This window comes from Variovorax sp. GW458-11-26-14-LB1, from assembly GCF_059423965.1.
Genome location: NZ_JBWKYW010000066.1, coordinates 1 through 22,315, shown reverse-complemented (window position 1 = coordinate 22,315; position 22,315 = coordinate 1). Strand labels below are relative to the sequence as shown.

Below are 22,315 nucleotides of genomic sequence, written 5' to 3'. Positions count from 1 at the left end.
GCACAAACACCGGTGGTTCCCGAGCTTCGCGCCGAAGCCGCGCGCGGCACCGGCTGGGACGACACGACCCCGCCCACCGACGGCTGGACACCCGTCGCCCTGCCCGACAGCTGGGCCACGCGCTGGCCCGGCTTCGACGGCGTGGTCTGGTACCGGCTGACCTGGGAGCAGCCCGCGCCGGCGGGCGAGACCGGGCTGCTGCTGCACTACCTGAACATGGCCGGCGAGGTCTCGCTCAACGGCACGACGATCTGGCGCGACCGCAGCCTGGTCGAGCCGCTCACGCGCGCATGGAACTCGCCGCGCTACTGGCTGCTGGACGCGCCGCAACTGCGCGCCGGCACCAACACGCTGCTGGTGCGCGTGTCGGGGCTGTCGGCCTACCAGGCCGGGCTGGGGCCAGTGAGCCTGGGCACGCCCGCGGCCATGCAGGCCGAGTTCGGCCGCGAGCAGCTCATGCGGCGCGACCTGCAGGTGTTCGGCCTGGCGACCAGCGCGGCCGTGTCGGCCTTCTTCGCGGCATGGTGGCTGCTGCGGCGGCGCGAGACGGCCTACGGCTGGTTCGCGGCGATGTCGGTGCTGTGGCTGCTGTTCGGCTACAACCAGATCGCCACCAGCCCGTGGCCCTTTGCCAGCAACCACAGCTGGCAGGCGCTGAACACCTCGCTGCTGCTGTTCTTCAGCGTGTCGTACGGCGTGTTCGTGCTGCGCTTTGCCGGGCGGCGCCTGCCGCGCCTGGAGATCGCGGCGTTCGCGGTGGCGGCCGTGGGCGTGCTCGACCTGTGGTTCGCGGGCACCGCCAACCTGCCCACGCACCGCGCGATCTGGACGCTGGTGGGCGGCCTCACGATCATCGTGGTGAACAGCAGCGGCATCTTCCACGCGCTGCGCCACCGGGGCAGCCCGATGCGTTCGCTGGCGCCGTTCATGGCGGTGTCGGCACTCACGGGCGCGCACGACCTGCTGGTGTTCACGCAGGTGATCGACAGCAACATCTACTACACGACCATGTCCTCGTACGTGCTGCTGCTGGGCATGGCGCTGACGCAGGCCGGGCGCTTCGTGCAGAGCCTGCGACGCATCGAGAACTTCAACACCGAGCTGATCGAGGAAGTGAACGCCGCCAAGGCCGAGCTCGCATCCACGCTCGCGCAGCAGCATGCGCTGGAGCTCGCGCACGCGCGCATCGGCGAGCGCGTGGCGCTGGTGAGCGACCTGCACGACGGCCTGGGCGGCATGCTGGTGGGCAGCATCGCGACGCTGGAACGCACGCCCGAGCACCTCAGCGCGCCGCAGCTGCTGGCGATGCTCAAGAGCCTGCGCGACGACCTGCGGCTGATCATCGACGCCACCGGCCGCGACGACGGCGCGCGCGCGCTTGGCGAGCTGCTGGCGCCGCTGCGCTACCGCAGCGCGCAGCTGCTGGACGCCAACGGCATCGACTGCCGCTGGAAGGTCTCGGGCATCGACACGCTCGAGCTCGCGCCCTCGCAGAGCCTGGACCTGATGCGCTTCCTGCAGGAGGCGCTGACCAATGTGCTCAAGCACAGCGCGGGCCGTCGCGTGGACGTGACGGTGGCGCGCGCGGGCGCCGAACTGCAGCTCAGCGTGCGCGACGACGGCCGCGGTTTCGCGGTGGACGGCGTGAGCGGCGGCGCGGGGCTGCGCAACCTGCGGGCACGGGCACGCCGCCTGGGCGCGCAGCTGCAGCTGCAGTCGCGCCCCGGCGAGACGCAGGTGGTGCTGCGGATGCCGTTGGGCGGTGCGGCGGCTACTTGACCAGTGCCAGCGTGCCCTTCATAAGCGACGCGTGGCCCGGGAACGAGCAGAACCACGCATAGCTGTCTCCCGCCTTGAGCTTGCTCACGTCGAAGCTCACGGCATCGGTCTCGCCGCCGCCGATGACCTTCGAATGCGCGATGACGCGGGCATCGCCCGGCTTCACGTAGGCCTTGTCCAGCCCCGCACCGATGCCGTCCGCCGCCACGCCCTGTGCGTCGGCGGCCTTGCTCAACACCCAGTTGTGGCCCATCGCGGCCTTGGGCAGCTTGCCGACGTGCTTGAGCTTCACGGTGAACTGCTTGCAGCTGGCCGGCACCACGATGGCGGTCTTGTTGAACTGCATCGCGTCGTTGCCTTCGATCTCGATGTCGCAGGTGGCGGCCAGCACGGGGCCGGCGAGCAGCGCCGTGAAAAGCAGGGCCGCGGTGGTTCTCGTCTTCATCACATGGTTCCTTCGGTGAGGTGCCGATTCGGCACGCCCCACTGTGCGGTGGGCGTGCCGCGAAACACTTGCGATGAATCAATGCGCGGCGAAAAACCTCAGAGTTCGAGCACCAGCCGCCCGTCGCAGGCACGCGAACAGCAGGCCATCATCTTCGTGTTCGCATCGCGCTCGCTGCGCGTGAGCACCACGTCGCGGTGATCGACCTTGCCGGCCAGCACGCGCACTTCGCACGAACCGCACAGGCCTTCCTCGCAGTCGCTCTGCACATCGACGTTGGCCGCGCGCAGGGCCGTCAGCAAGGTCTGGTCGGGCGGTACGGTGATGACGAGGCCAGAGTCTTTCAGCTCCACCTCGAAGGCATGTTCCTTCGACGGGTCGAGCGTGGCCAGCGTCGATTCGAAATGCTCGACGCGCAGCGCACCTTCGGGCCACGCGGCGCAACAGTCTTCCAGCGCTTCGAGCATGCGCAGCGGGCCGCAGGCGTACACCTGCGCGCCGGGCACGGGCGCGGCCAGCAGCGCGCGCAGGTCGTTGCGCCGGCCTTCGTCGGCGGCGTGCACATGCAGGCGCCCGCCGTGCAGCGCGGCCAGTTCGTCGACGAAGGCCATGCTCGCGCGGCTGCGGCCGCTGTAGTGCAGTTCGTAGTCCATGCCCAGCGCCTTGGCGCGCCGCGCCATCGCGCTCACGGGCGTGATGCCGATGCCACCGGCGATGAAGATCGCCTTGGCGAGCGACTCGTCGAGCCGGAAGTGGTTGCGCGGGCCACGGATGCGCAGGCGGTCGCCCACCTTCACGTTCCCATGCACCCAGGCCGAACCGCCACGGCCTTCGGGCTCGTGCAGCACGGCGATCTCCAGCGCGTGGGCTTCGTCGGGGTCGCCGCACAGCGAGTACTGGCGCGACAACTCGGGCGAGCCGCATTCGACGTCGATGTGCGAGCCCGGCGTCCAGCGTGGCAGCGGCTTGCCGTCGGGCGACACCAGGCGCAGGCGCACGATGCCGTCGGCCACCGGCGTCACGCGCTCGACCACCACCGGCCGCGCGATGGCGTGCGCCGACGGCTCGCCGATGCGTACCGGCACCTGCACGTCGCGCAGGCCCGCGTTGGCGCGCTCCGGGTTGGCGCGCGGGTCCCACTCGACCCACAGGTGCTCGGGGCCACGGAACGAGGTGTTGGGCACGTAGCTGAAGCGCTGCTCCGACAGGCGCATGTGCGGCAGCCGGCGCGTGAACTCCTCCAGGAAGATCTGCATCTCCATGCGCGCCAGGTTCTTGCCCATGCACTGGTGCGAACCGTAGCCGAAGGTCAGGTGGTCACTGGCGTTGTCGCGCCGGATGTCGAACAGGTCGGCATCGGCGAAGTGGCCTTCGTCGTGATTGGCCGACGAGGTGACGATCAAGAGGCGCGAGCCCGCCGGCAGGTCGACGCCGCCGACCTGCGTGTCCTTGGTGACGAGCCGGCGCCAGGCGGCCACCGAGCCGTTGTGGCGCAGGCACTCTTCCACCGCGTTGGGAATGAGGCCCGGGTCGTCGCACAACTCCTGCCACACCTGCGGATGCTGCAGCAGCAGCTTCACGGCGTTGGCGGTGGCGTTGGCGGTGGTCTCGTGCGCGGCGACGATACCGGCCATCATCATCGAGTGCAGGTACGAGTCGGTGACGACCTCGGGGTGCTGCATCTGCTTGCGGATGCCGTACTGCATCCAGCCCGGTGCGTCGGGGTCTTGCCGCATCTTGTCGAGCACCTTGCCGGCGTACTGCCAGAAGTTGCCGACGGCGTGCGCCACGGCCACCTGCTCCTCGGGCTTGGGGCGGCCCCAGGTGTTGACGGTGTGCGCAATGGAATATTTGCGCAGCGTGTCCATGTCTTCCTCGGGCACGCCGAGAAAGTGCAGCGCCACGGTGAGCGGAATCTCCCACAGCATCTGGTCGACGAGGTCGGCGCGGCCGTCGTCGATGAAGCGGTCGACATAGCTGCGCGCCAGTTCGCGCACCAGCGGCTCGTGGTGCTTCAGCGCCTCGGGCGTGAACGGGTCCATGAGCGCGCGGCGGCGCGGCATGTGGGCCGGCTCGTCCTCGTTCACCAGCGTGCGGTTGAGCGCAAAGCCGTAGCTTGCGAGCACGGCGTTGGCTTCTTCGCCCGTGGGCGTGATCTTCTCCAGCGCGTTCGACGGGCTGAAGGTGAGGTTGTCGCGGAACACCGCCTTGATGTCGTCGTAGCGCGTGATCACCCAGTAGCCCAGCTTGGGGCTGTAGAAGATCGGCTCCTGCTCGCGGGCCCAGCGCACGTACTCGGGCGGGTCCTGCTGGTAGCCGTCCTCGAAGGGATCGAACTCGGCGGCGCGCTGGCTCACGGGGCAGCCGGTGGGCGTGCGCTCGGCGGAGAGCGCCCCGTGCGCGACGGGGCAACCGGAGGTGCGCGAAGGCATGGCGGTATCGGACATGGCAGCAGACTCAGTCGAGCGTGATCTTCAGGTCGCGGATCAGCTTGTGCCAGCGCGCGGTCTCGGCCTTGAGCAGCTCGGTGTACTGCGCGGGCGTGTTGCCCACGGGCTCGACGCCGAAGTCGACCATGCGCTTGTTCACCGAGGGCTCGTGGATGGCGGCCACCAGCTGGCGGTTAAGCGTGTTCACCACGTCGGCCGGCGTGGCCGCGGGCACCACCACGCCGACCAGCGCGGCGGCCTCGACGTTCTTGTAGCCGAGCTCGGCGAAGGTGGGCACGTCGGGCAGCTGCGGCAGGCGCGTGGGGTTGGCCACGGCCAGCGCGCGCACCTTGCCGCCCTTGATGAAGCCGGCGCCGGCGGCCATGTCGACCATCATGGCCGGCAGCTGCCCGCCGACCACGTCGGCCAGCGCGGGCGCCGCGCCGCGGTACGGCACGTGGACCATGAAGAGCCTGGCTTCCACCTTCAGCAGTTCCATCGCCAGGTGGTGCGGGCTGCCCGCACCGGCCGAGGCGTAGTTGATGCCGCCCGGCTTGGCCTTGGCCTGGGCGATGAAGTCCTTGGCGGTGGCAAAGCCCGAGTTGGCGCCGACCACCAGGATCATGGGGAACTTGCCCATCAGCGTGACGGGCGCCAGGTCCTTCGTGGGGCTGTAGCTCAGCGACTTGTACAGCGCCGGGTTGAACACCAGCGTGCCGTTGTCGGCCGAGAGCACGGTGTAGCCGTCGGCCGGGGCGCGCGCGGTTTCGGCGGCAGCCAGCGCGGTGTTGCCGCCCGGCTTGTTGTCCACCAGCACCGGCTGGCCGACCTGCGTCGACAGCGTCTGGGCGACGGTGCGCGCGAGGAAGTCGGAGCCGCCGCCGGCCGCATAAGGCACGAGCCAGCGGATGGGCTTGGCGGGGAAAGCAGTCTGGGCGCTGGCGGCGGTGGCCAGGGCAGCCAGGGACAGGACCGCAAGGCCGCGGGCGAAGTGCTTCTTCATCGGGGTGTCTCCGGAGTGGAAATTGTGTATTGCGTAATTATCATACGCATTGCGTAATCACCAGACCACGGGTTTACCCGGCCACCGAGGCCGCCACCTAAGATGAGGACGACATGACCTCCCCTGCCGAAGCACCCTCTTCCCCTCCCCGCGAGCGCCGCCAGCGCGTGCAGTCCGCCGAGACCGGCATGGCCGTGCTCAAGGGCCTGGCGCACCTGGGCGGGCGCAGCAGCCTCACGGCCCTGGCCACCCACGTGGGCGAGAGCCCGGCGAAGGTGCACCGCTACCTCGCGAGCCTGATGGAAGAAAGCCTGGTGCGCCAGGACACCGCCTCGCAGCACTACTACCTGGGCCCCGAGGCGATCCAGATCGGCCTGGCCGCCATGCGCCAGGCCGACCCGATCCGCGCGGCCGAGCCCTGCCTGATCCGCCTGCGCGAATCGCTGGAGGTGACCTGCTTCGTCGCGGTGATGGGCAACAAGGGCCCGACCATCGTGCGCTTCGAGGAACCGGGCCTGCCGGTGACGGTGAACGTGCGCGCCGGCTCGGTGATGTCGATGCTGTGGTCGGCCACCGGTCGCGCCTTCCTGGGCCTGCTCGACGAATCGCGCGTGGTGGCGCTGGCCGAGCAGGAACTGGCCGACGCCACCGAGGACATGCGCGCGCTGCTCGATGCCGACGACCCCATCGGTGCGTTGCGCCGCGAGGTGCAGCAGGCGCACTGCGCCATCGTGCGGGACACCTACCTGCGCGGCATCAGCGCCGTGGCGGCGCCGGTGTACGACTACGCGGGAAGGGTGTGCGCCGTGATCACCGCGCTGGGCGCCACGGGCGGGTTCGACCCGGCTATCGACGGGCCGATCGCCATCGCCGTGCGGCGGGAGGCGAAGGCCGCCGGCGCGCTGCTGGGCGCGGCGGCCTGAGGCTGCCGGCTTATTCCGCCCAGACCACTGCGCCGGTCCACGCCGTGGCCAGCACCACGATGCCGAAGGCGATGCGATACCAGGCGAACGGAATGAAGTTGTGCGTGCTGATGTACTTCAGCAGCCAGCGCACGCACAGCCATGCGCTGATGAACGAGAAGGCCAGGCCCACCGTGAACATCGGAATGTCGGCCACCGACAGCAGCGCGCGCTCCTTGTAGAGGCTGTAGGCGCCGGCACCGATGAGCGTCGGAATGGCCAGGAAGAACGAGAAATCGGTGGCCGCCTGGCGCGACAGGCCCAGCAGCATGCCGCCGATGATGGTCGAGCCGCTGCGGCTGGTGCCGGGGATCATCGCGAAGCACTGCACCAGGCCGACCTTGAGCGCGTCCCAGGGTGTCATGTCGTCCACGTGCTCGACGCGCACCGAACCGGGCGGGCGCTTCTCGGCCCACAGGATGATGAAGCCGCCGATGATGAAGGTGCTCGCCACCACGGTCGGGATGAACAGGTGCGCCTTGATCATCTTGCCGAACAGGAGGCCCAGCACCACCGCGGGCAGGAAGCCGATGACGATGTTCAGCGCCAGCCGGCGCGCCTTGGGCTGGCGCGGCAGCGCCACCACGGTCGAATGGATCTTCTGCCAGTAGACCAGGATCACCGCGAAGATCGCGCCGGTCTGGATGGCGATGTCGAACACCTTGGCCTTGGCGTCGTCGAAGCCCAGCAGCGAGCCCGCAAGAATGAGGTGGCCGGTCGACGAGATCGGCAGGAATTCGGTCAGACCCTCCACGATGCCCATGACAGCGGCCTTGACCAGCAAAACGATATCCACGCGTACTCCTTGAAAGAGCGGCAATTATGGCGAGGCCATCGGTCAGGCCCTGTTCAGGCGCCGTTCCGCCGGTGAAACGCAAGGCAGCCCGCCCACGGAAATACCTAGTTCAGGTGATGTTCGACCTCGGCGCGTTAATACATATTGATAACAGTTATTCATCTGCGCCCGAAGGAGCATCCATGTCAACGTTCACCACCGGGAGTGAACTCGAGGACTGCGTCGCAGAAGAACGCCCCTCGACGCTCGACGACCATGTCGAAGACCGTCTCAAGAGCCCCTGCCAACTGGAGCGGGAGCAGTGCCACGGCATGCTGCGCGTGGCCGAAGCCACCGGCGCCTCGGCCCACGAGCTGCGCCAGCTGACGCAGCGCCTGGCCGACATCGACCGCTGCGGCGCCAGCGCCTGCATCGTCGCGCAAGGCCATGTGGAGGCCGACCGCATGGCCTCCGGCCTGCAGGCCAACGCCGCCCTGTGCATCGACTTCCGGTTGCTGGAGCCGCTGGGCCCGGCCCATGACAAGAAATGGTTTGCGCGCTGGAAGTTCTGGAGCTTCCTGCTCGGCGCGGCCGGCCCGGTGGCCGCGCTCACGCTGCAGGGCCTGGCGCTGCGCCCGAGCGAGCCGCACGACGCGCACGCCGACCTGGTGGCCAAGTCGCGCAAGGTGCTCGAAAGCTGGCGCCGCACCTCCGACACCCTCTTCTGGCACGCGGTGGAAGACTACGTGCGCCAGCAGGCCTTCTCGCTCGAGACCCAGGCCTACCTGATGCACTGCGTGGCGTCGGTCTTCGCCGCCGAGGCGCCCGTGCTGTGCGACGCCGAGCGCGAACGGCTGGCCTCCGTGCTCACCGACACCTACTGCGACGCGCTCGGCACGGCGGCGACCATGCCCTCGTCGGACATCTACCGCCGCCTGGCGCAGGGCCTGGAAACCGACAGCGGCAACGCCGGCCCGGGCCGCCCGCTCGCGCGCGGCGAGGCCGCGCAGGTGGCAATGACCACGCTGGTCACGGTCGTCGGCAACGGCGGCTCACACTGAAGCGCGACGGCGCAGCGCGCGCACCGCGCTGTCGACCGTCGTCAGCACCGGCAGGCCACTGGCCGCTTCGCAGGCACCACGCGCCCGCGCCATGCTGAACTGAGCCAGGGCAATGCGCGTGCAGCCGCGTGCGCGCAACGCCGCGGCTTGTTCGGCGATGAGCGCATCGTGGCGCTGCGTGTCGCCCGCATCGAGCGCGGCCAGCGCGCCCTCGGCCAGCGCGAGTTCGAGCGCCATGCCCGAAGGAAACTCCGGCGGCATCGATTCCAGCGTGCGCGCGAAAGTCGCGATCAGGCCCAGGCGGCCTTCGCCCTGTACGGCCTCTTCGATCATGGCCTCGTTGGGCTTGAGCACCGGAATGCCCGCGTGCCACTGCGCCACCGCCTCGATGCACGGCCCGAAGGCCGAGCAGGTGAAGAGGATGCCGCGCGCGCCCGTGTCCACCGCGTACTGCGCCAGGCGCTGGAAGCGCTCGTGCATCGCCGCGTCGAGCCCCTTGCCGTCGCGCGCGAGGTCGGCTGACAGGCTGTCGTCCAGCAGGTTCATGCGCACGGCCTCGGGCCAGTCGCGTGCGAAGGCTTCGTTGATGGGCGCGACGGAATGCGAGAGCGCGTGGATGAGGGCGATGCGTGTCATGAAGTCAGGTGAGATCAGATGCCCTTGGACGACGGGTTGGCAAAGGCCTCCTTCGTCTCGGCATTGAGCGGGTAGTTGATGTTGATGCCCTTGGGCGGAATCGGCGACATGAACCACTTGCCGTAGAGCTTTTCCATCTCGCCGGACTTCATCATGCCCGACACCACGCGGTCCACCAGCGCCTTGAAGGCCGGGTCGTCCTTGCGGAACATCAGCGACTGGTTCTCGGTGCGCAGGCTCTCGCCGGTGATGACGAAGTCCTTCGGGTTGCGCGCGTTGGCGATCTGGCCCGCGAGCAGGATGTCGTCGAGCACGAAGGCCTGCGCGCGGCCGCTCTCGACCAGCAGGAACGAGTCGGTGTGGTCCTTGCCCGAGAGCTGGTTCACCTCGAGGCTGCGGCCCTTGTCGGCCGCGCGCAGCAGGCGGAACGACGTGGTGCCGGCGGTGGTGACCACCGTCTTGCCCTGCAGGTCGGCGATGCTCTTGATGCCCGAATCGGCCTTCACCAAGGTGCGCACGTTGTAGCGGAAGATGTCCGGCGAGAAGGCCACCTGCGACTGGCGCTCGACCAGGTTGGTGGTGGAGCCGCACTCGATGTCCACCGTGCCGTTCTGCACCAGCGGGATGCGGTTGGCCGAGGTCACGGCCTGGTACTTGACCTCAACGGCCGGCAGCTTCAGCTCGGTCTTCACCGCGTCGACGATGCGGTTGCAGATCTCGATGCTGTAGCCCACGGGCTTGAGGTTGGCGTCCAGGTACGAGAAGCCGAACGAGGCCTCGCGGTAGCCGAAGGTGATGGCGCCGCTGGCCTTGATCTTGGCGAGCGTGTCGTTGGCGGGCTGCGCCTGCGCGGGAGCGGTCGGTGCCAGGGCGGCAAGGGCCAGCGCGAAGGCGGCGGCGGCGATGGAAAGCGACGGGCGAAGCTGGGGCATGGAACGCTCCTCGGAACGGCGGTTGAAGAAAAAGGGGCGGTGGCTCAGCGCGCGGCGCTGCGCGTGACCGCGTCGACCGAGGCGGCGAGCCGCGCGACGATCTCCTGCAGGTGGTCGCGCGCCGCGATGTACGGCGGCGCCAGCAGCACGTGGTCGCCCTGGCGGCCGTCGACCGTGCCGCCGAAGGGGTAGCACAGCAGGCCGCGCGCCATCGCGTCCTTCTTGAGGCGCGCGTTGACAGCCAGGGCCGGATCGAAAGGCTTCTTGCTCGCGCGGTCGGCCACCAGCTCGACGCCCCAGAAGAAGCCGCGCCCGCGGATGTCGCCCACGTGCGGGTGGTCGCCCAGCGCCTCGGCCAGCATCGCGCCGAAGACAACGCCGTCGTCGCGCACCTTGGCAACCAGGCCGTCGCGGCGGATCACCTGCTGCACCGCGAGCGCCGCCGCGCAGGCCATCGGATGGCCCAGGTAGGTGTGGCCATGCTGGAAGAAGCCGCTGCCCTTGGACATGGCCTCGACGATGCGGCGCTGCGCCAGCACCGCGCCGATCGGCTGGTAGCCGCCGCCCAGGCCCTTGGCGACGGTCATCAGGTCGGGCACCACGCCCTCCTGCTCGCAGGCGTGCAGCGAACCGGTGCGGCCCATGCCGCACATCACCTCGTCGAGGATCAGCAGCACGCCGTACTTGTCGCACACGGCGCGCACGGCCTTGAAATAGCCCGGCACCGGCGTGAGCACGCCGGCGGTGGCGCCGCCCACGGTCTCGGCCACGAAGGCGATCACGCGGTCGGCACCCTGCGCGACGATGGCCGCTTCGAGCTCATCTGCCAGGCGCAGGCCGTACTGCTCGGCGCTTTCATCGGCGCGCTGCTCGCGGTAGGGGTAGCACGGCGCGACGTGCGTGGCCGGCACGAGGATGGGCGCGAAGGGCTCGCGCCGCCAGGCGTTGCCGCCCACCGCGAGCGCGCCCAGCGTGTTGCCGTGGTAGCTCTGGCGGCGCGCGATGAAGTGCGTGCGCTGCGGCTGGCCGACCTCCACGAAGTACTGGCGCGCCATCTTCAGCGCCGACTCCACCGCCTCGGAGCCGCCGCTCACGAGGTACACGTGGCTCATGCCTTCGGGGGCGCCACCGATGAGTTCGTCGGCCAGCTGCTCGGCCACCTCGCTCGTGAAGAAGCTGGTGTGGGCGTAGGCCAGTGTGTCGATCTGCGCGTGCATGGCCGCCATCACCTCGGGATGGCCGTGGCCGAGCGAGGACACGGCCGCGCCGCCCGAGGCGTCGAGGTACTCGCGCCCTTCGGCGTCGCGGATGAACATGCCTTGCGCGCTGGCGGCAACGGGCGGGGTCTGGCGAAGGTGGCGGTGGAAGACGTGCGTCATGGCGAGGGAAAAGCTGGGGCCTGTGTTTGGAACTAACGTTTCGGCTGAATTATTGTTTGGAACATTTGTTCCGTCAACTCACGGGATTTCCCTGCTCCGGTACATTCGTTCCAGACACCGCACGAAAAGAGACACCGCCATGAGCGCTGCGCCGGGCCGCCCCAAGCAAGCTCGCACCGCAGTGCGAAGCACGAAGGTATTTCGATGAACGCCAAAGAACTGATCCGCCAACGCTTCAACGAACTGAGCCCCGCCCTGCAGCAGGTGGCGCGCTACGTGCTCGACCACCCCAACGAAGTGGTCACGGGCTCGATGCGCAACGTCGGCACGCGCGCGCAGAGCACGCCGGCCACGCTGGTGCGCTTCGCGCAGCACCTGGGCTTCGAGGGCTGGCCGCAGCTGAAGGAGGCCTTCGCCGCCGACATGGGCCTGGGCACCGAGACCTACGGCGGGCGCGCCAAGCAGCTGGTGGGCCGCGTCGCCGACCAGGGCCTGGCGGGCGAGATGTTCGAGGTGCAGCGGCGCAACCTGGAGCTCACGCACCAGCAGAGCGGGCCGGCGCTGCTCAAGGCCTGCGCGCTGCTGGAGAAGGCGCCGGCCGTGCACGCGGCGGGCTTTCGCGCCTGCTTTCCGATCGCCTTCTCGTTCGTGTACGTGTACCGGCTCTTTCGCACCAGCGTGCACCTGGTGGACGGCCAGGGCGGCTCGCTCGAGATGCAGCAGCGCGCCTTCGCCAAGGGCGACGCGCTGGTGGTGGCGAGCTTTGCGCCCTACTCGCGCGAGGCTTTGCAGGTGGCCGAGGCGGCGAAGGCGGCGGGTTGCCGCATCGTGGCGATCACCGACAGCGTGACCTCGCCGCTGTCGCTGCTGGCGGACGAGACGCTGCTCTTCACCATCCACAGCCCCTCGTTCTTCCCGTCGGTGGCGGCCGGCGTGGCGGTGACGGAAGCGCTGGTCGAGCTGCTGGCGAGCCGCGCGGGCAAGCCGGTGATCCGGCGCATCGACCAGGCCGAGGCGCAGCTGTTCGAGTCGGGGGCCTACCTCATGGCGCCGGTGGCGCGGGGCGGCTGATCAGGCCAGCGCGCGGGTGCGGCCGGCGCTCTGGCGCAGGTAGAGCACCAGCAGGTCGCGGTTGGCGTTGATGTGCTCGCGCATCGCGGCTTCGGCGCCCGAAGCCTCCTGCCGGCCCAGCGCCTCGACGATGCAGCGGTGCTCTTCGAGCGCCTGCAGGGCCTGGCTGTGGCGGTACAGCAGCATCGCGGCGTCGTGCCTGTGCGGGCGCGAGCGGCTGTCGAAGATCACCGGCAGCTGGCAGGCGCGCTGCACGGCCTCGCTGAGCCAGCGGTTGTCGGCCAGCGACAGCAGCTTGTGGTGGAAGGCCTGGTTCAGGTCCTGCCACAGGTCGGCCCGCTCGTCGGTCCAGTCGCCGCTGTCGTGCAGCAGTGCATGCTGCTCGTCGACCATGGCCGTCAGTTCGGCCAGCGCCTCGTCGTCCAGGCCGCGCTCGCTGAGCAGGCGGCAGCCCATGCCTTCGAGCGTGGCGCGCACGCTGAAGGCGTCGAACACGTCCTTGGCGTCGAAACGGCGCACCTGGAAACCCCGCTGCGGGTGGTAGACCAGCAACCCCTCGTCGGCCAGCCGCGCCATGGCGCCGCGCACAGGGGTGCGCGACACGCCAAGCTCATTGGCGAGCGAAATCTCCATCAGGTGGGCGCCGGGGGCGATCGCACCGTCGAAGATGCGGGTGCGCAGCGTGTCGGCCACGGACAGAACGCGCGTCCGCGAGGGATCTGGGGGGGTCATCGAAAGTCGGAAACAGGGGACGGCCGGAAGCGGGCCGCGCGGATGGTACGGCGGCGTATCGAAGCTTCATATCCCCAATTTCCGTAAAAATACCGTTCTGGCGACTTTTTCGAGAATTACGGAAAAATTATTAACTTCTGTAAACAACCACCCCGGTTTCTGCGTTACCGCCCCGCTGTTTCTGCCGCCAGGTGGATCGCGGCGCGAATCCGGGGGTAGGTGCCGCAGCGGCAGATGTTGCCGCGCATGGCGTCCGACACCTGGTCGTCGCTGGGCTTCGGTGTCGCCTTGAGCAGCGCGCAGGCCGACATGAGCTGGCCGCTCTGGCAATAGCCGCACTGCACCACGTCGACCTCGGTCCAGGCCGCGCGCAGGGCGTCGGCCTCCCGGCCTTTCAGGCCTTCGATGGTGGTGACTTCGCGCCCGCCCACGGCCTCCAGCGGGGTGACGCAGGAGCGCACGGCCTGGCCGTCCAGGTGCACGGTGCAGGCGCCGCACAGCGCCTTGCCGCAGCCGAACTTGGTGCCGACGAGCTTCATTTCGCCGCGCAGCACCCACAGCAGCGGGGTGTCGGGCTCGGCGCTCACGGTGGCGGTCTGGCCGTTGATCTTCAGCGTGGTGGTGGTCATGGGGTGTCTTTCTTGCTGTTCCGGGAGATCAGGCCAGCCGCAGAGGCAGGCTGCGCAGGCGCTGGCCGGTCAGCGCGAACACGGCGTTGGCCACGGCGGGCGCGATGGGCGGCGTGCCCGGCTCGCCCACGCCGCCGGGCGGCACCTCGGCGCCGGTGCCGGCGAGGATGTCGACCTCGATGGCCGGGCACTCGTCGATGCGCAGCGGCGTGTAGTCGTGGAAGTTGCTCTGCTGCACCTGGCCGCGCGCCACGGTGATCTCGCCGCGCAGCGCCGCCGACAGGCCGAACACGATGCCGCCTTCCATCTGCTGGCGGATCAGGTTCGGGTTGACCGGCAGGCCGCAGTCGATCACGCACACCACGCGGTGCACGCGGATCTGCCGCTCGGGCGTCACCGACACCTCGGCCACCTGCGCCACGATGCTGCCGAAGGCGCGGTGGATGGCCACGCCGCGCGCGCGCTTCGTGCCGTCGGGTCCGTCGGCCAGCGGCTCGCCCCACTTCGAGAGTTCGGCCACACGCTTGAGCACCGCCAGGTGGCGTGCGTCCTTGGCGAGCAGGCCGGCGCGGAAAGCCACCGGGTCCTTGCCGGCGGCGACGGCGCATTCGTCGATGAAGCTCTCGACGAAGAAGCCGTTCTGCGAATGCGCCACCGAGCGCCAGATGCCGGTGGTGACGGCCGACTCCACCGGCACGTGCGCCACGCGGGCCTGTGGGAAGTCGTAGGCGGTGTTCCAGGCGCCGTCGGTCGAGTTGTCCATGAACGATGGCGCACCGAGGCTGGAGCCGGCGCTGGTGGTCTGCCACGCGATCAGCGCGCCCGCCGCGTCGAAGCCGGCCTTGCACAGCGCCACGTAGGCGGGGCGGTAGAAGTCGTGCGTCATGTCTTCCTCGCGCGACCAGATCAGTTGCACCGGCGCGCCGCCGGCCTCGCGCGCGAGCTGCGCAGCCTGCACCAGGAAGTCGATGAAGTAGCGCCGCCCGAAGCCGCCGCCCAGGTAGGTCACGTGCAGCGTGACCTTCTCGGCATCGATGCCCAGCGCCTTGGCGACCGCCGCGCGCGCGAAGCCCGGCGCCTGCGTGGGCGCCCAGACGGTGGCGGCGCCGTCCTTGAACTGCACAGTGCAGTTCATCGGCTCCATGGTGGCGTGCGCCAGGAAGGGCACGCGGTACTCGACCTCGATCGTGCGCGCGGCGGACTTCAACGCCGCCGCCACGCCGCCGGTATCGAGGCGCGCATTGCCCGCGTCGGCGTCGAGCGTGCGCGCGAGGCGGTCGATCATCTCGGCGCTCGACAGGCTCGCGGCCGGGCCGTGATCCCATTCGATGTCGACCTGCTTCAGCGCGCGCATCGCGTGGTAGGGCGTGTCGGCGATCACGGCCACGCCCCCCGCCGTGCTGCCGGTGCCCACGAGGCTCGCGGCCACCGGTTCCAGCGCCATCACCTTGCGCACGCCGGGCAGCGCCTCGGCGGCTTTCGCATCGAAGCGCGCGACGTGGCCGGCCAGCGTCGGGCACATGGCGATGCTGGCGTACAGCAGGCCCGGCGGCAGCACGTCGATGCCGTAGGTGGCGGTGCCGTCGAGCTTGCCGGCGTTGTCGATGCGCCGCTGCGGCTGGCCGATGACGCGGAAGTCGGCTGGCGCCTTGAGCTTCACCGCCGTGGGCAGCGGCTGCTGCGCGGCCTTTGCCGCGAGTTCGCCGAAGCGCGCGCTGCGGTTGGAGGCCGGGTGCAGCACGCGGCCGGCCTCGGTGCGGCATTCGCTGGCGGGCACCTGCCACTGCGCCGCCGCCGCGCCCACCAGCATGAGCCGCGCCGACGCGCCGGCCTCGCGCACCGGGCCCCACTGGTCGGTGACGCTCGACGAGCCGCCCGTACCCGAGAGCCCCGGGATCGTGCGCAACAGCTTGCCCACCACCTGGTGCGCCGCGCGCTTGCCGAAGCCCTCGTCGCCGGGCTTGAAGGGCAGCGCGTCGAGGATCATGGCCTGGTTGTTGTAGATGGCGTCGAAGCCGGCCTGCTCGAGCCGCACCTGCGACACCGCGGCGTCCATTTCTTCGGCCAGCAGCATCGCCAGGCCGGTGTGGGTGCCCTGCCCCATTTCCGATTGCGTCATCACCAGCGTGACGGTGTCGTCGCTGCCCACCTTGACCCAGCCGTTGAGCGCGACCTGCCCGTTGCCCGCCGGCAGCGGCGCGCCGGGCACGAGGCGCGAAGCCGCCGGCGTGGCGGCCCAGCCGACGACCAGGGCGCCGGCGGCGCCGAGGGTGCCGAGCACGAAGTGGCGGCGTTTGAGTGTGGGCATGGCGGGGTCTTTCTTCGGTAGGGGTCTTGTCGTTCGTGCGGAAGGTGTCGTCGTCAGGGCGGCACGGCGATGCCTTGCCAGAAGATCTCGAAGCCGGCTTCGGCGTAGTCGAAGGCCGGCGCCGCGTCGCCGGCCTGCGCGATGTAGCCGACGGTGGTCTCGGCCATCGCCGTGAGCATCGCGCCCAGGAATTCCATCGGTCGCTCGACGACCAGCCCGCGCCGCATGCACTCCTGCGCCACCGCTTCCAGCCGCGCGAACGGCGCCATGCCGGCGGCGCGGCTCTCGTCGCTCAGTTCGTCGGAGACCTTGAGCTGCGCCAGCACGCGCAGCTTGCCGGGGTGCGCCACGCCCCAGCGCACGTAGCGGTCCCAGATGTGGCGGAACTGGGTGCGCGGATCGGCGGCCTCGGGCCAGTCGGCCAGCATCACGCCGGCCAGCTCGGTCTTCAGCGCGCGGTACAGCGCGTCGGTCAGCAGCGCCTTGCTCGCGAAATAGGTGAACAGCGTGCCCTCGGCCACGCCCGCGGTGCGCGAGATCGCCGAGGTCGGCGTGGCCCACACGCCGCGCCGGCCGAACTCGACCAGCGCCGCCTCGAGGATGGCGTTGTGCTTGTCGACACTGCGGGGGCGGGCCATGCGCGGACGGTCTCCATCGTTCGTTTAGTTGAGTGCTCACTCAAGTATAGGAACGCGGCGCCGATCCGCAAGCCCCGCGCGGCCCGCGCCATGCCGCATGGCGGAACCACGGCGCGGCGCGGCAGTCCAACCAGAGTCGTGGCGTCGTGCTGCGACAGGAGGTACGACCATGAAGCATGTGAAGCATTGGCAGGACCCCGTCAACGCCGTCGCCGGCGTGTGGCTGATCGTCTCGCCATGGGTACTGGGCTTTCAGGGCAATTCGCTCGCCATGTGGACCATGGTGGCGACCGGCATCGTGCTGGGCGCCGTGGCCTTGGGCGCGACCTTCGTGCCGCACCAGTGGGAAGAGTGGACCGAAGTGGCGCTGGCAGCCTGGCTGGCGGTGTCGCCCTGGTTGCTCGACTTCCGCATGGTCGAGCCGGCGCTGGTCAATGCAGTCCTCGTGGCTGCGGTGATCATGGTGCTCGCCCTCTGGGTCCTGGTGACAGACAAGGACTACCTGGGCGAGGCCCTCGACCGACCAGCGCACTGATGGGGAGAGAGCGATCCTGTGAGCGCCGAGCGGTGACCACCGCCGCGAAGCGACGACGCCCGATCCGGTGTTCGCGCCGGTCGGGCCGACGGGCCAGGCAGGTTCCCATGCCCGCCCGCGACACCCGCCCCTTACGGTGTGCGGGAAGCGGCGCTGTTGTTTGAAGTGCTGTTGCCGGCCGGACGGGTCGCCCCCATCCAGTCGGCCTGCCAACCGCCGCCCATGGCCTGGATCAGCGCGATTGCCGCGGCCTGGCGATTGACCTGAAGCTGCACGAGCGCGCGCCGCGCGCTCAGTGCGGCGGCCTGCGCCTGCACCACATCGGTGTAGCTCACCTGCCCCGCGCGATACCGGTTGAGCAGTTGCTGCTCGGTCTTGTCGGCCGCTGCCGTGGCCTCGCGGCGCAAGCCTTCCTGCTGCGCCAGCGTGGCGCCGGTGGTCAGCTGATCTTCCACGGCCTGGAACGCGGCCAGCACGGTCTGCCGGTAGCGCGCCACGCTGGCCTCGTGGCCGGCCTTGGCGGCATCGACGCTGGCGCTGATGGCGCCCGCGTCGAACACCACCTGCGCCACCGACAGGCCCAGCCCCCACAGCGTGTTGGCCGCGCCGAAGAGGTCTCTCACGCGGCTGGCGTTGCTGCCGACCGAGGCCGTGAGCGAGATGTTCGGGTAATAAGCCGAGCGCGCCACGCCGATCTGCGCATTGGCCGCGGCCACCGCGCGCTCCGCCGCCGCGATGTCGGGACGGCGCTGCAGCAGCGTCGAGGGCACACCGGTCGGCACGCCGGGCACCGTGGGCGTCCAGCGCGCGGGCGGCAGGCTGAAGTCGGCCGGCGCCACGCCCACCAGCATCGCGATGGCGTGCTCCAGCGTGGCGCGCGTGCGCTGCAGGCCCACACGGTCGGCCTTGGCGTTCACCAACTGGGTCTGCGCCTGCAGCACGTCGGTCTGCGCGGCAATGCCGGCGGCGTAGCGGTTGCTCGTGATCTCGAAGGCGCGCTGGTAGCCGAGGATGGTTTCGTCGAGCAGCACGATCTCGGCGTCGGCCTCGCGCAGCGAGAAGTAGTTGGTCGCCAGGTCGCCGACGGCCGACAGCCGCGCCGAGGCCAGGTCGGCCTCGCTGGCCTGGGCGTTGGCCTGCGCGCTGTTCACGGCCTCGCGCAGGCGGCCCCACACGTCGGGCGTCCAGCTCGCGCCCAGCGTGGCGCCGAAGGTGTTCGACGGGCTGGCCGAGGCGTTGCCGCCCACCGTGCCCGAGCGCTTGCCGCTGCCGTCGAAGGACACCGACGGGAACAGCCCCGCGCGCTGCTCGCGCACCAGTGCCTGCGCCTGCGTGTAGCTGGCGACGGCGGCGGCGATGTTCTGGTTCGACACCTGCACGCGCGCCGCGAGTTCGTCGAGCGTGGCGTCGCCGAAGAGCTTCCACCACTCGCCGCGGTCGAGCGCGTCGGCCGGCGCGGCGGGCAGCCAGCCGTCGGCGGCAGGCTGTTCCTTCCAGCCGGCCGATGCCGCCGACTCGGGCACCTTGTAGACCGGGCCCACGGCGCAGCCGGCGAGCACGGCGGCCAGCGCGAGCGTGCTCAGCGCGAAGAAGCGTCGTGAAGAACCGAAGGAAGAAATGGAGGCATTCATGGTCATGGATCTCAGGCGGCCGGGGCGCGGCTCAGCGCGTGTTCGTTCTTGCCGCGGCGGCGCAGCTTGTCCAGCAGCAGGTACACCACCGGCGTGGTGAGCAGCGTCAACAGCTGGCTCGCGATGAGCCCGCCGATGATCGCCACGCCCAGCGGCCGGCGCAACTCGGCGCCCTCGCCGAAGCCGATGGCCAGCGGCAGCGCGCCGAGCGCGGCGGCCAGCGTGGTCATCAGGATCGGGCGGAAGCGCAGCAGACAGGCCTCGCGCACCGCCTCGAGCGGGCTCAGGCCGCGCGAGCGCTCGGCCTCCAGCGCGAAGTCGATGATCAAAATGGCGTTCTTCTTCACGATGCCGATCAGCAGGAACACGCCGATCAGCGCGATGATGGAAAACTCCATGCGGAACATCAAGAGCGCCAGCACCGCGCCCACGCCGGCCGAGGGCAGCGTCGAGAGCACCGTCACCGGATGCACCAGGCTCTCGTACAGGATGCCCAGCACGATGTAGATCACCACCAGCGCCGCCACGATCAGCATCGCCTGCTGCCCCTGCGACTGCTGCGCGCTCAGCGCGGTGCCGGCAAAGGCGCCGCGCACGTTGGTCGGCATGGCGATGTTGGCCTCGGCCTTGGCGATGGCCTCGCGCGCGTCGCCGAGGTTGGCGCCCTCGGCGAGGTTGAACGAGATGGTGGTGGCCAGCTCGCCGTCCTCATGGCTCACCGACGTGGCCACCGACTGCTCCTCGAACTTCGCCACCGCCGACAGCGGCACCAGCGCGGTGGCCGTGTTGCTCAGCACGTTGCCGGTCGAGGCGTTGCGCGAGCCGGCGTTGGCCGACACCGGCACCGTCGCGGCGGCGGCGCTGGCAGACGTCGTCGTGCCGCCCGTGGACGTCGTGGCCGCCACCTGCGTGGTCACCGCCTGCCCCGCCACCACCGAGGTCTTCGTGGCCGGCACGTACACGTCGCGCAGCGCGTTCGGGCTGCGCGTGTAGCCCGGCGCCCATTCCATCACCACGTGGTACTGGTTGAGCTCGGTGTAGATGGTGGCCACCTGCCGCTGGCCGAAGGCGTTGTACAGCGCGTTGTCGATGGCGGTGGAGGTGAGCCCCAGTCGGCGCGCGCTGTCGCGGTCGACCTTGGCCACCGTCTCCACGCCGTTCTGGTCCTGGTCGGTGTCGATGTCGGTCAGCGTGGGCTGCTGCTTCATCTCGTCGGCCAGCTTCACGGCCCAGGTGCGCAGGTCGGAGAGGCTGTCGCTCTTGAGCGTGTACTGGTAGGTGGAGTTGCTGGAGCGCCCGCCCGATCGCACGTCCTGCACAGGGCCGAGGAACACGCGCAGCCCCGTCACCTGCGCAAGCTGCGGACGCAGCCGCGCGATCACGGCCAGGCCGCTGTCCTTGCGCTGGCTGGCCGGCTTCAGGTTGACGAACATGAAGCCGCCGCCCGCGCGCCCGCCGCCTGTGAAGCCCACCACGGTGTCGACCGCCTCGTCCTTGCGGATGATGTCGACCACCTCGCGCAGCTTGGCGCCCATGGCCTGCGACGAAATGCTCTGGTCGGCGCGCAGGCCGCCGTTGAGCTGGCCGCTGTCCTGCTGCGGGAAGAAGCCCTTGGGCGCCGCGCTGAACAGGTAGACATTGAGCCCCACCACCGCCAGCAGCACGACCATGACGATCGCCTTGCTGTCCAGCGCCCAGTCGAGTGCGCTCTCGTAGCGCTTGAGCATCCAGTCGTAGCTGCGCGCCGCGGCGCGGCCGAAGCGGCCTTGCGGCTTGTTCTTGTCGTGCTCGCCGCCGGGCTTGAGCATCCACGCGCACATCATCGGCGTGGTGGTGAGCGAGATGACCAGCGAGATCAGCACCGCCGCCGACAGCGTGACCGCGAACTCGCGGAACAGCCGCCCCACCTGCCCGCCCATGAACAGCAGCGGAATGAATACCGCCACCAGCGACACGCTGATCGACAGCACCGTGAAGCCCACCTCCTGCGCGCCGAGCAGCGCCGCCTTCATGCGCGACATGCCCGATTCGATGTGGCGGCTGGTGTTCTCCAGCACCACGATGGCGTCGTCCACCACGAAGCCCGTGGCCACGGTGAGCGCCATCAGGCTCAGGTTGTTGAGGCTGAAGCCCAGCAGGTGCATCACCCCGAACGTGCCCAGGAGCGCCACCACCGTGGCCACCGCCGGCACCACCGTCGCGCGCACGCTGCGCAGGAACAGGCTGACCACCAGCACCACCAGCAGCACCGCGATGACCAGCGTCATCTCCACCTCGCGCAGTGAGCTGCGGATGGAGTTGGTGCTGTCCGAGGCGACCTGCAGCGTCACGTCGGGCGGCAGTTGCGCCTGCAGTTCGGGCAGCAGCGCGCGCACGTTGTCGACGGTCTCGATGATGTTGGCCGAGGGCTGGCGCGTGATCAGCACGATGATCGCCGGCTCGCCGTTGAACAGGCCCAGCGTGCGCGTGTCTTCCACGCCGTCGATCACGTCGGCCACCTCGCGCAGCCGCACCGCCGCGCCGTTGCGCCAGGCCACGACCATCGAGGCGTAGTCGCTCGCGCGCAGCGCCGGGGTCTGGGTGTAGATCTGCAGCTTGCGGCCTTCGCCCTGCACCATGCCCTTGGGACGGTTCGCATTCGACGCCTGGATCGCGGCGCGCACGTCTTCGGTGCTGATGCCGTAGCGGTTGAGGGCGAAGGGGAGCAGCTCGATGCGTACCGCGGGGAGCGAGCCGCCGCCGATCTCTACGTCGCCTACACCGTCTACTTGCGACAGGCGCTGGCTGACGATGTTGGAGACGGCGTCGTAGATCTGGCCTGGGGTCTTTGTTTTGGACGTGAGGGCCAGGATGATGACTGGCGACGCGGCTGGGTTGGCTTTGCGGTAGGTCGGGTTGCTTCTTAGCGTGGCGGGCAGGTCTACGCGGCTGGCGTTGATGGCGGCCTGGACTTCTCTTGCGGCGCCGTCGATGTTGCGGCTGAGGTCGAATTGCAGGGTGACTCGGGAGGAGCCTACCGAGCTGGTGGACGTCATTTCGTTGACGCCTGCGATGGTGCCTAGGTGTCTTTCTAGTGGCGTCGCTACGCTGGTTGCCATCGTCTCTGGGCTGGCGCCTGGGATCGAGGCTCTTACCGAGATGACTGGATAGTCGACTTGGGGTAGCGGGGAGACTGGTAGGACGAAGAACGCTGCGATTCCTGCCAGGGCGATGCCTATGGTCAGGAGGACTGTGCCTATGGGGCGGCGGACGAAGGGGCGCGATAGGTTCATCGCAGTGCCTTCTTTTGGGTTCCGAGGCCGGGTCTCGCCCCGGCAGGCGACCTACTTTTCTTTGCTTCGCCAAAGAAACGTAGGCAAAAGAAAGGCGA

At 69.6% G+C, this 22,315-nt stretch carries 18 protein-coding genes; 5 read left to right on the top strand and 13 right to left on the bottom strand.

Features of this window, described 5'->3' with window-relative positions:
* Positions 1–12: 12 nt before the first annotated feature.
* Complete coding sequence (locus tag AC07YS_RS29010) at positions 13–1,779, top strand: sensor histidine kinase (RefSeq protein ID WP_495273708.1); 1,767 nt, start codon at positions 13–15, stop codon at positions 1,777–1,779.
* Here AC07YS_RS29010 and azu read toward each other — a convergent pair.
* The 3 genes from azu to AC07YS_RS28995 form a co-directional block, all read right to left on the bottom strand.
* Positions 1,772–2,224, bottom strand: coding sequence for an azurin (azu, locus tag AC07YS_RS29005; RefSeq protein ID WP_495267625.1), 453 nt, complete (start codon positions 2,222–2,224; stop codon positions 1,772–1,774). The two genes, AC07YS_RS29010 and azu, sit on opposite strands and share 8 nt — an antisense overlap.
* Before the next feature lie 98 nt (positions 2,225–2,322).
* Positions 2,323–4,671: a cytochrome P450/oxidoreductase gene (locus AC07YS_RS29000; RefSeq protein ID WP_495267626.1), complete on the bottom strand. Its 2,349-nt coding sequence runs from the start codon at positions 4,669–4,671 to the stop codon at positions 2,323–2,325.
* 10 nt (positions 4,672–4,681) lie between these two features.
* Positions 4,682–5,656, bottom strand: coding sequence for a Bug family tripartite tricarboxylate transporter substrate binding protein (locus AC07YS_RS28995; RefSeq protein ID WP_495267627.1), 975 nt, complete (start codon positions 5,654–5,656; stop codon positions 4,682–4,684).
* 113 nt (positions 5,657–5,769) lie between these two features.
* Between AC07YS_RS28995 and AC07YS_RS28990 the strand changes: the two genes are divergently transcribed.
* Positions 5,770–6,579: an IclR family transcriptional regulator gene (locus AC07YS_RS28990; RefSeq protein WP_095948905.1), complete on the top strand. Its 810-nt coding sequence runs from the start codon at positions 5,770–5,772 to the stop codon at positions 6,577–6,579.
* Between the two features lie 10 nt (positions 6,580–6,589).
* Here the strand turns inward: AC07YS_RS28990 and AC07YS_RS28985 are convergent, their stop codons facing one another.
* Entirely contained in the window at positions 6,590–7,414 is an 825-nt protein-coding gene (locus AC07YS_RS28985) for an undecaprenyl-diphosphate phosphatase (RefSeq protein WP_062474913.1), read from the bottom strand.
* 182 nt (positions 7,415–7,596) lie between these two features.
* Here AC07YS_RS28985 and AC07YS_RS28980 point away from each other — a divergent pair, with 182 nt between their 5' ends.
* The gene (locus tag AC07YS_RS28980) at positions 7,597–8,454 is read left to right on the top strand and encodes a hypothetical protein (protein WP_495267628.1); all 858 of its coding nucleotides are present in this window, start codon (positions 7,597–7,599) and stop codon (positions 8,452–8,454) included.
* Here AC07YS_RS28980 and AC07YS_RS28975 read toward each other — a convergent pair.
* The 3 genes from AC07YS_RS28975 to AC07YS_RS28965 are packed head-to-tail and all read right to left on the bottom strand — an operon-like array spanning position 8,446 to position 11,401.
* Complete coding sequence (locus AC07YS_RS28975; RefSeq protein ID WP_495267629.1) at positions 8,446–9,090, bottom strand: aspartate/glutamate racemase family protein; 645 nt, start codon at positions 9,088–9,090, stop codon at positions 8,446–8,448. The two genes, AC07YS_RS28980 and AC07YS_RS28975, sit on opposite strands and share 9 nt — an antisense overlap.
* A gap of 14 nt (positions 9,091–9,104) precedes the next feature.
* Complete coding sequence (locus AC07YS_RS28970; protein ID WP_492736469.1) at positions 9,105–10,022, bottom strand: transporter substrate-binding domain-containing protein; 918 nt, start codon at positions 10,020–10,022, stop codon at positions 9,105–9,107.
* A gap of 44 nt (positions 10,023–10,066) precedes the next feature.
* Positions 10,067–11,401, bottom strand: coding sequence for an aspartate aminotransferase family protein (locus AC07YS_RS28965; RefSeq protein WP_495267630.1), 1,335 nt, complete (start codon positions 11,399–11,401; stop codon positions 10,067–10,069).
* 204 nt (positions 11,402–11,605) lie between these two features.
* Between AC07YS_RS28965 and AC07YS_RS28960 the strand changes: the two genes are divergently transcribed.
* Positions 11,606–12,472 carry a MurR/RpiR family transcriptional regulator gene (locus AC07YS_RS28960; protein ID WP_495265644.1) on the top strand — a complete coding sequence of 289 codons (867 nt, stop codon included), beginning with the start codon at positions 11,606–11,608 and terminating at the stop codon, positions 12,470–12,472.
* On the opposite strand, the gene AC07YS_RS28955 is transcribed toward AC07YS_RS28960, so the two are convergent.
* From AC07YS_RS28955 to AC07YS_RS28940, 4 genes are all read right to left on the bottom strand, one after another.
* Positions 12,473–13,204 (bottom strand): GntR family transcriptional regulator, encoded by a 732-nt coding sequence (locus tag AC07YS_RS28955; RefSeq protein WP_495267631.1) that lies wholly within the window; start codon positions 13,202–13,204, stop codon positions 12,473–12,475.
* Positions 13,205–13,368: 164 nt separating this feature from the next.
* Positions 13,369–13,833 (bottom strand): (2Fe-2S)-binding protein, encoded by a 465-nt coding sequence (locus AC07YS_RS28950; RefSeq protein WP_070062620.1) that lies wholly within the window; start codon positions 13,831–13,833, stop codon positions 13,369–13,371.
* A 28-nt stretch (positions 13,834–13,861) separates the two neighbouring features.
* Positions 13,862–16,141, bottom strand: a complete 2,280-nt coding sequence (locus AC07YS_RS28945; RefSeq protein WP_495267632.1) for a xanthine dehydrogenase family protein molybdopterin-binding subunit — start codon at positions 16,139–16,141, stop codon at positions 13,862–13,864.
* A 53-nt stretch (positions 16,142–16,194) separates the two neighbouring features.
* Positions 16,195–16,779, bottom strand: a complete 585-nt coding sequence (locus AC07YS_RS28940; protein WP_139704445.1) for a TetR/AcrR family transcriptional regulator — start codon at positions 16,777–16,779, stop codon at positions 16,195–16,197.
* Positions 16,780–16,948: 169 nt separating this feature from the next.
* Here AC07YS_RS28940 and AC07YS_RS28935 point away from each other — a divergent pair, with 169 nt between their 5' ends.
* Complete coding sequence (locus AC07YS_RS28935; RefSeq protein ID WP_062474873.1) at positions 16,949–17,314, top strand: SPW repeat protein; 366 nt, start codon at positions 16,949–16,951, stop codon at positions 17,312–17,314.
* A 131-nt stretch (positions 17,315–17,445) separates the two neighbouring features.
* Here AC07YS_RS28935 and AC07YS_RS28930 read toward each other — a convergent pair whose 3' ends face one another.
* On the bottom strand, positions 17,446–18,945 hold the full coding sequence (locus AC07YS_RS28930) for an efflux transporter outer membrane subunit (RefSeq protein ID WP_495267633.1): 1,500 nt from the start codon (positions 18,943–18,945) through the stop codon (positions 17,446–17,448).
* A gap of 11 nt (positions 18,946–18,956) precedes the next feature.
* Complete coding sequence (locus tag AC07YS_RS28925; protein WP_495267634.1) at positions 18,957–22,217, bottom strand: efflux RND transporter permease subunit; 3,261 nt, start codon at positions 22,215–22,217, stop codon at positions 18,957–18,959.
* Positions 22,218–22,315 lie beyond the last annotated feature (98 nt).

What these genes read in the sequence shown, in the direction of transcription:
- azu (WP_495267625.1), bottom strand. Translation starts at nt 2,224, where the DNA reads ATGAAGACGAGAACCACCGCGGCCCTGCTTTTCACGGCGCTGCTCGCC.
- AC07YS_RS29000 (WP_495267626.1), bottom strand. Translation starts at nt 4,671, where the DNA reads ATGTCCGATACCGCCATGCCTTCGCGCACCTCCGGTTGCCCCGTCGCG.
- AC07YS_RS28995 (WP_495267627.1), bottom strand. Translation starts at nt 5,656, where the DNA reads ATGAAGAAGCACTTCGCCCGCGGCCTTGCGGTCCTGTCCCTGGCTGCC.
- AC07YS_RS28990 (WP_095948905.1), top strand. Translation starts at nt 5,770, where the DNA reads ATGACCTCCCCTGCCGAAGCACCCTCTTCCCCTCCCCGCGAGCGCCGC.
- AC07YS_RS28980 (WP_495267628.1), top strand. Translation starts at nt 7,597, where the DNA reads ATGTCAACGTTCACCACCGGGAGTGAACTCGAGGACTGCGTCGCAGAA.
- AC07YS_RS28975 (WP_495267629.1), bottom strand. Translation starts at nt 9,090, where the DNA reads ATGACACGCATCGCCCTCATCCACGCGCTCTCGCATTCCGTCGCGCCC.
- AC07YS_RS28970 (WP_492736469.1), bottom strand. Translation starts at nt 10,022, where the DNA reads ATGCCCCAGCTTCGCCCGTCGCTTTCCATCGCCGCCGCCGCCTTCGCG.
- AC07YS_RS28965 (WP_495267630.1), bottom strand. Translation starts at nt 11,401, where the DNA reads ATGACGCACGTCTTCCACCGCCACCTTCGCCAGACCCCGCCCGTTGCC.
- AC07YS_RS28960 (WP_495265644.1), top strand. Translation starts at nt 11,606, where the DNA reads ATGAACGCCAAAGAACTGATCCGCCAACGCTTCAACGAACTGAGCCCC.
- AC07YS_RS28955 (WP_495267631.1), bottom strand. Translation starts at nt 13,204, where the DNA reads ATGACCCCCCCAGATCCCTCGCGGACGCGCGTTCTGTCCGTGGCCGAC.
- AC07YS_RS28950 (WP_070062620.1), bottom strand. Translation starts at nt 13,833, where the DNA reads ATGACCACCACCACGCTGAAGATCAACGGCCAGACCGCCACCGTGAGC.
- AC07YS_RS28945 (WP_495267632.1), bottom strand. Translation starts at nt 16,141, where the DNA reads ATGCCCACACTCAAACGCCGCCACTTCGTGCTCGGCACCCTCGGCGCC.
- AC07YS_RS28940 (WP_139704445.1), bottom strand. Translation starts at nt 16,779, where the DNA reads ATGGCCCGCCCCCGCAGTGTCGACAAGCACAACGCCATCCTCGAGGCG.
- AC07YS_RS28935 (WP_062474873.1), top strand. Translation starts at nt 16,949, where the DNA reads ATGAAGCATGTGAAGCATTGGCAGGACCCCGTCAACGCCGTCGCCGGC.
- AC07YS_RS28930 (WP_495267633.1), bottom strand. Translation starts at nt 18,945, where the DNA reads ATGAATGCCTCCATTTCTTCCTTCGGTTCTTCACGACGCTTCTTCGCG.
- AC07YS_RS28925 (WP_495267634.1), bottom strand. Translation starts at nt 22,217, where the DNA reads ATGAACCTATCGCGCCCCTTCGTCCGCCGCCCCATAGGCACAGTCCTC.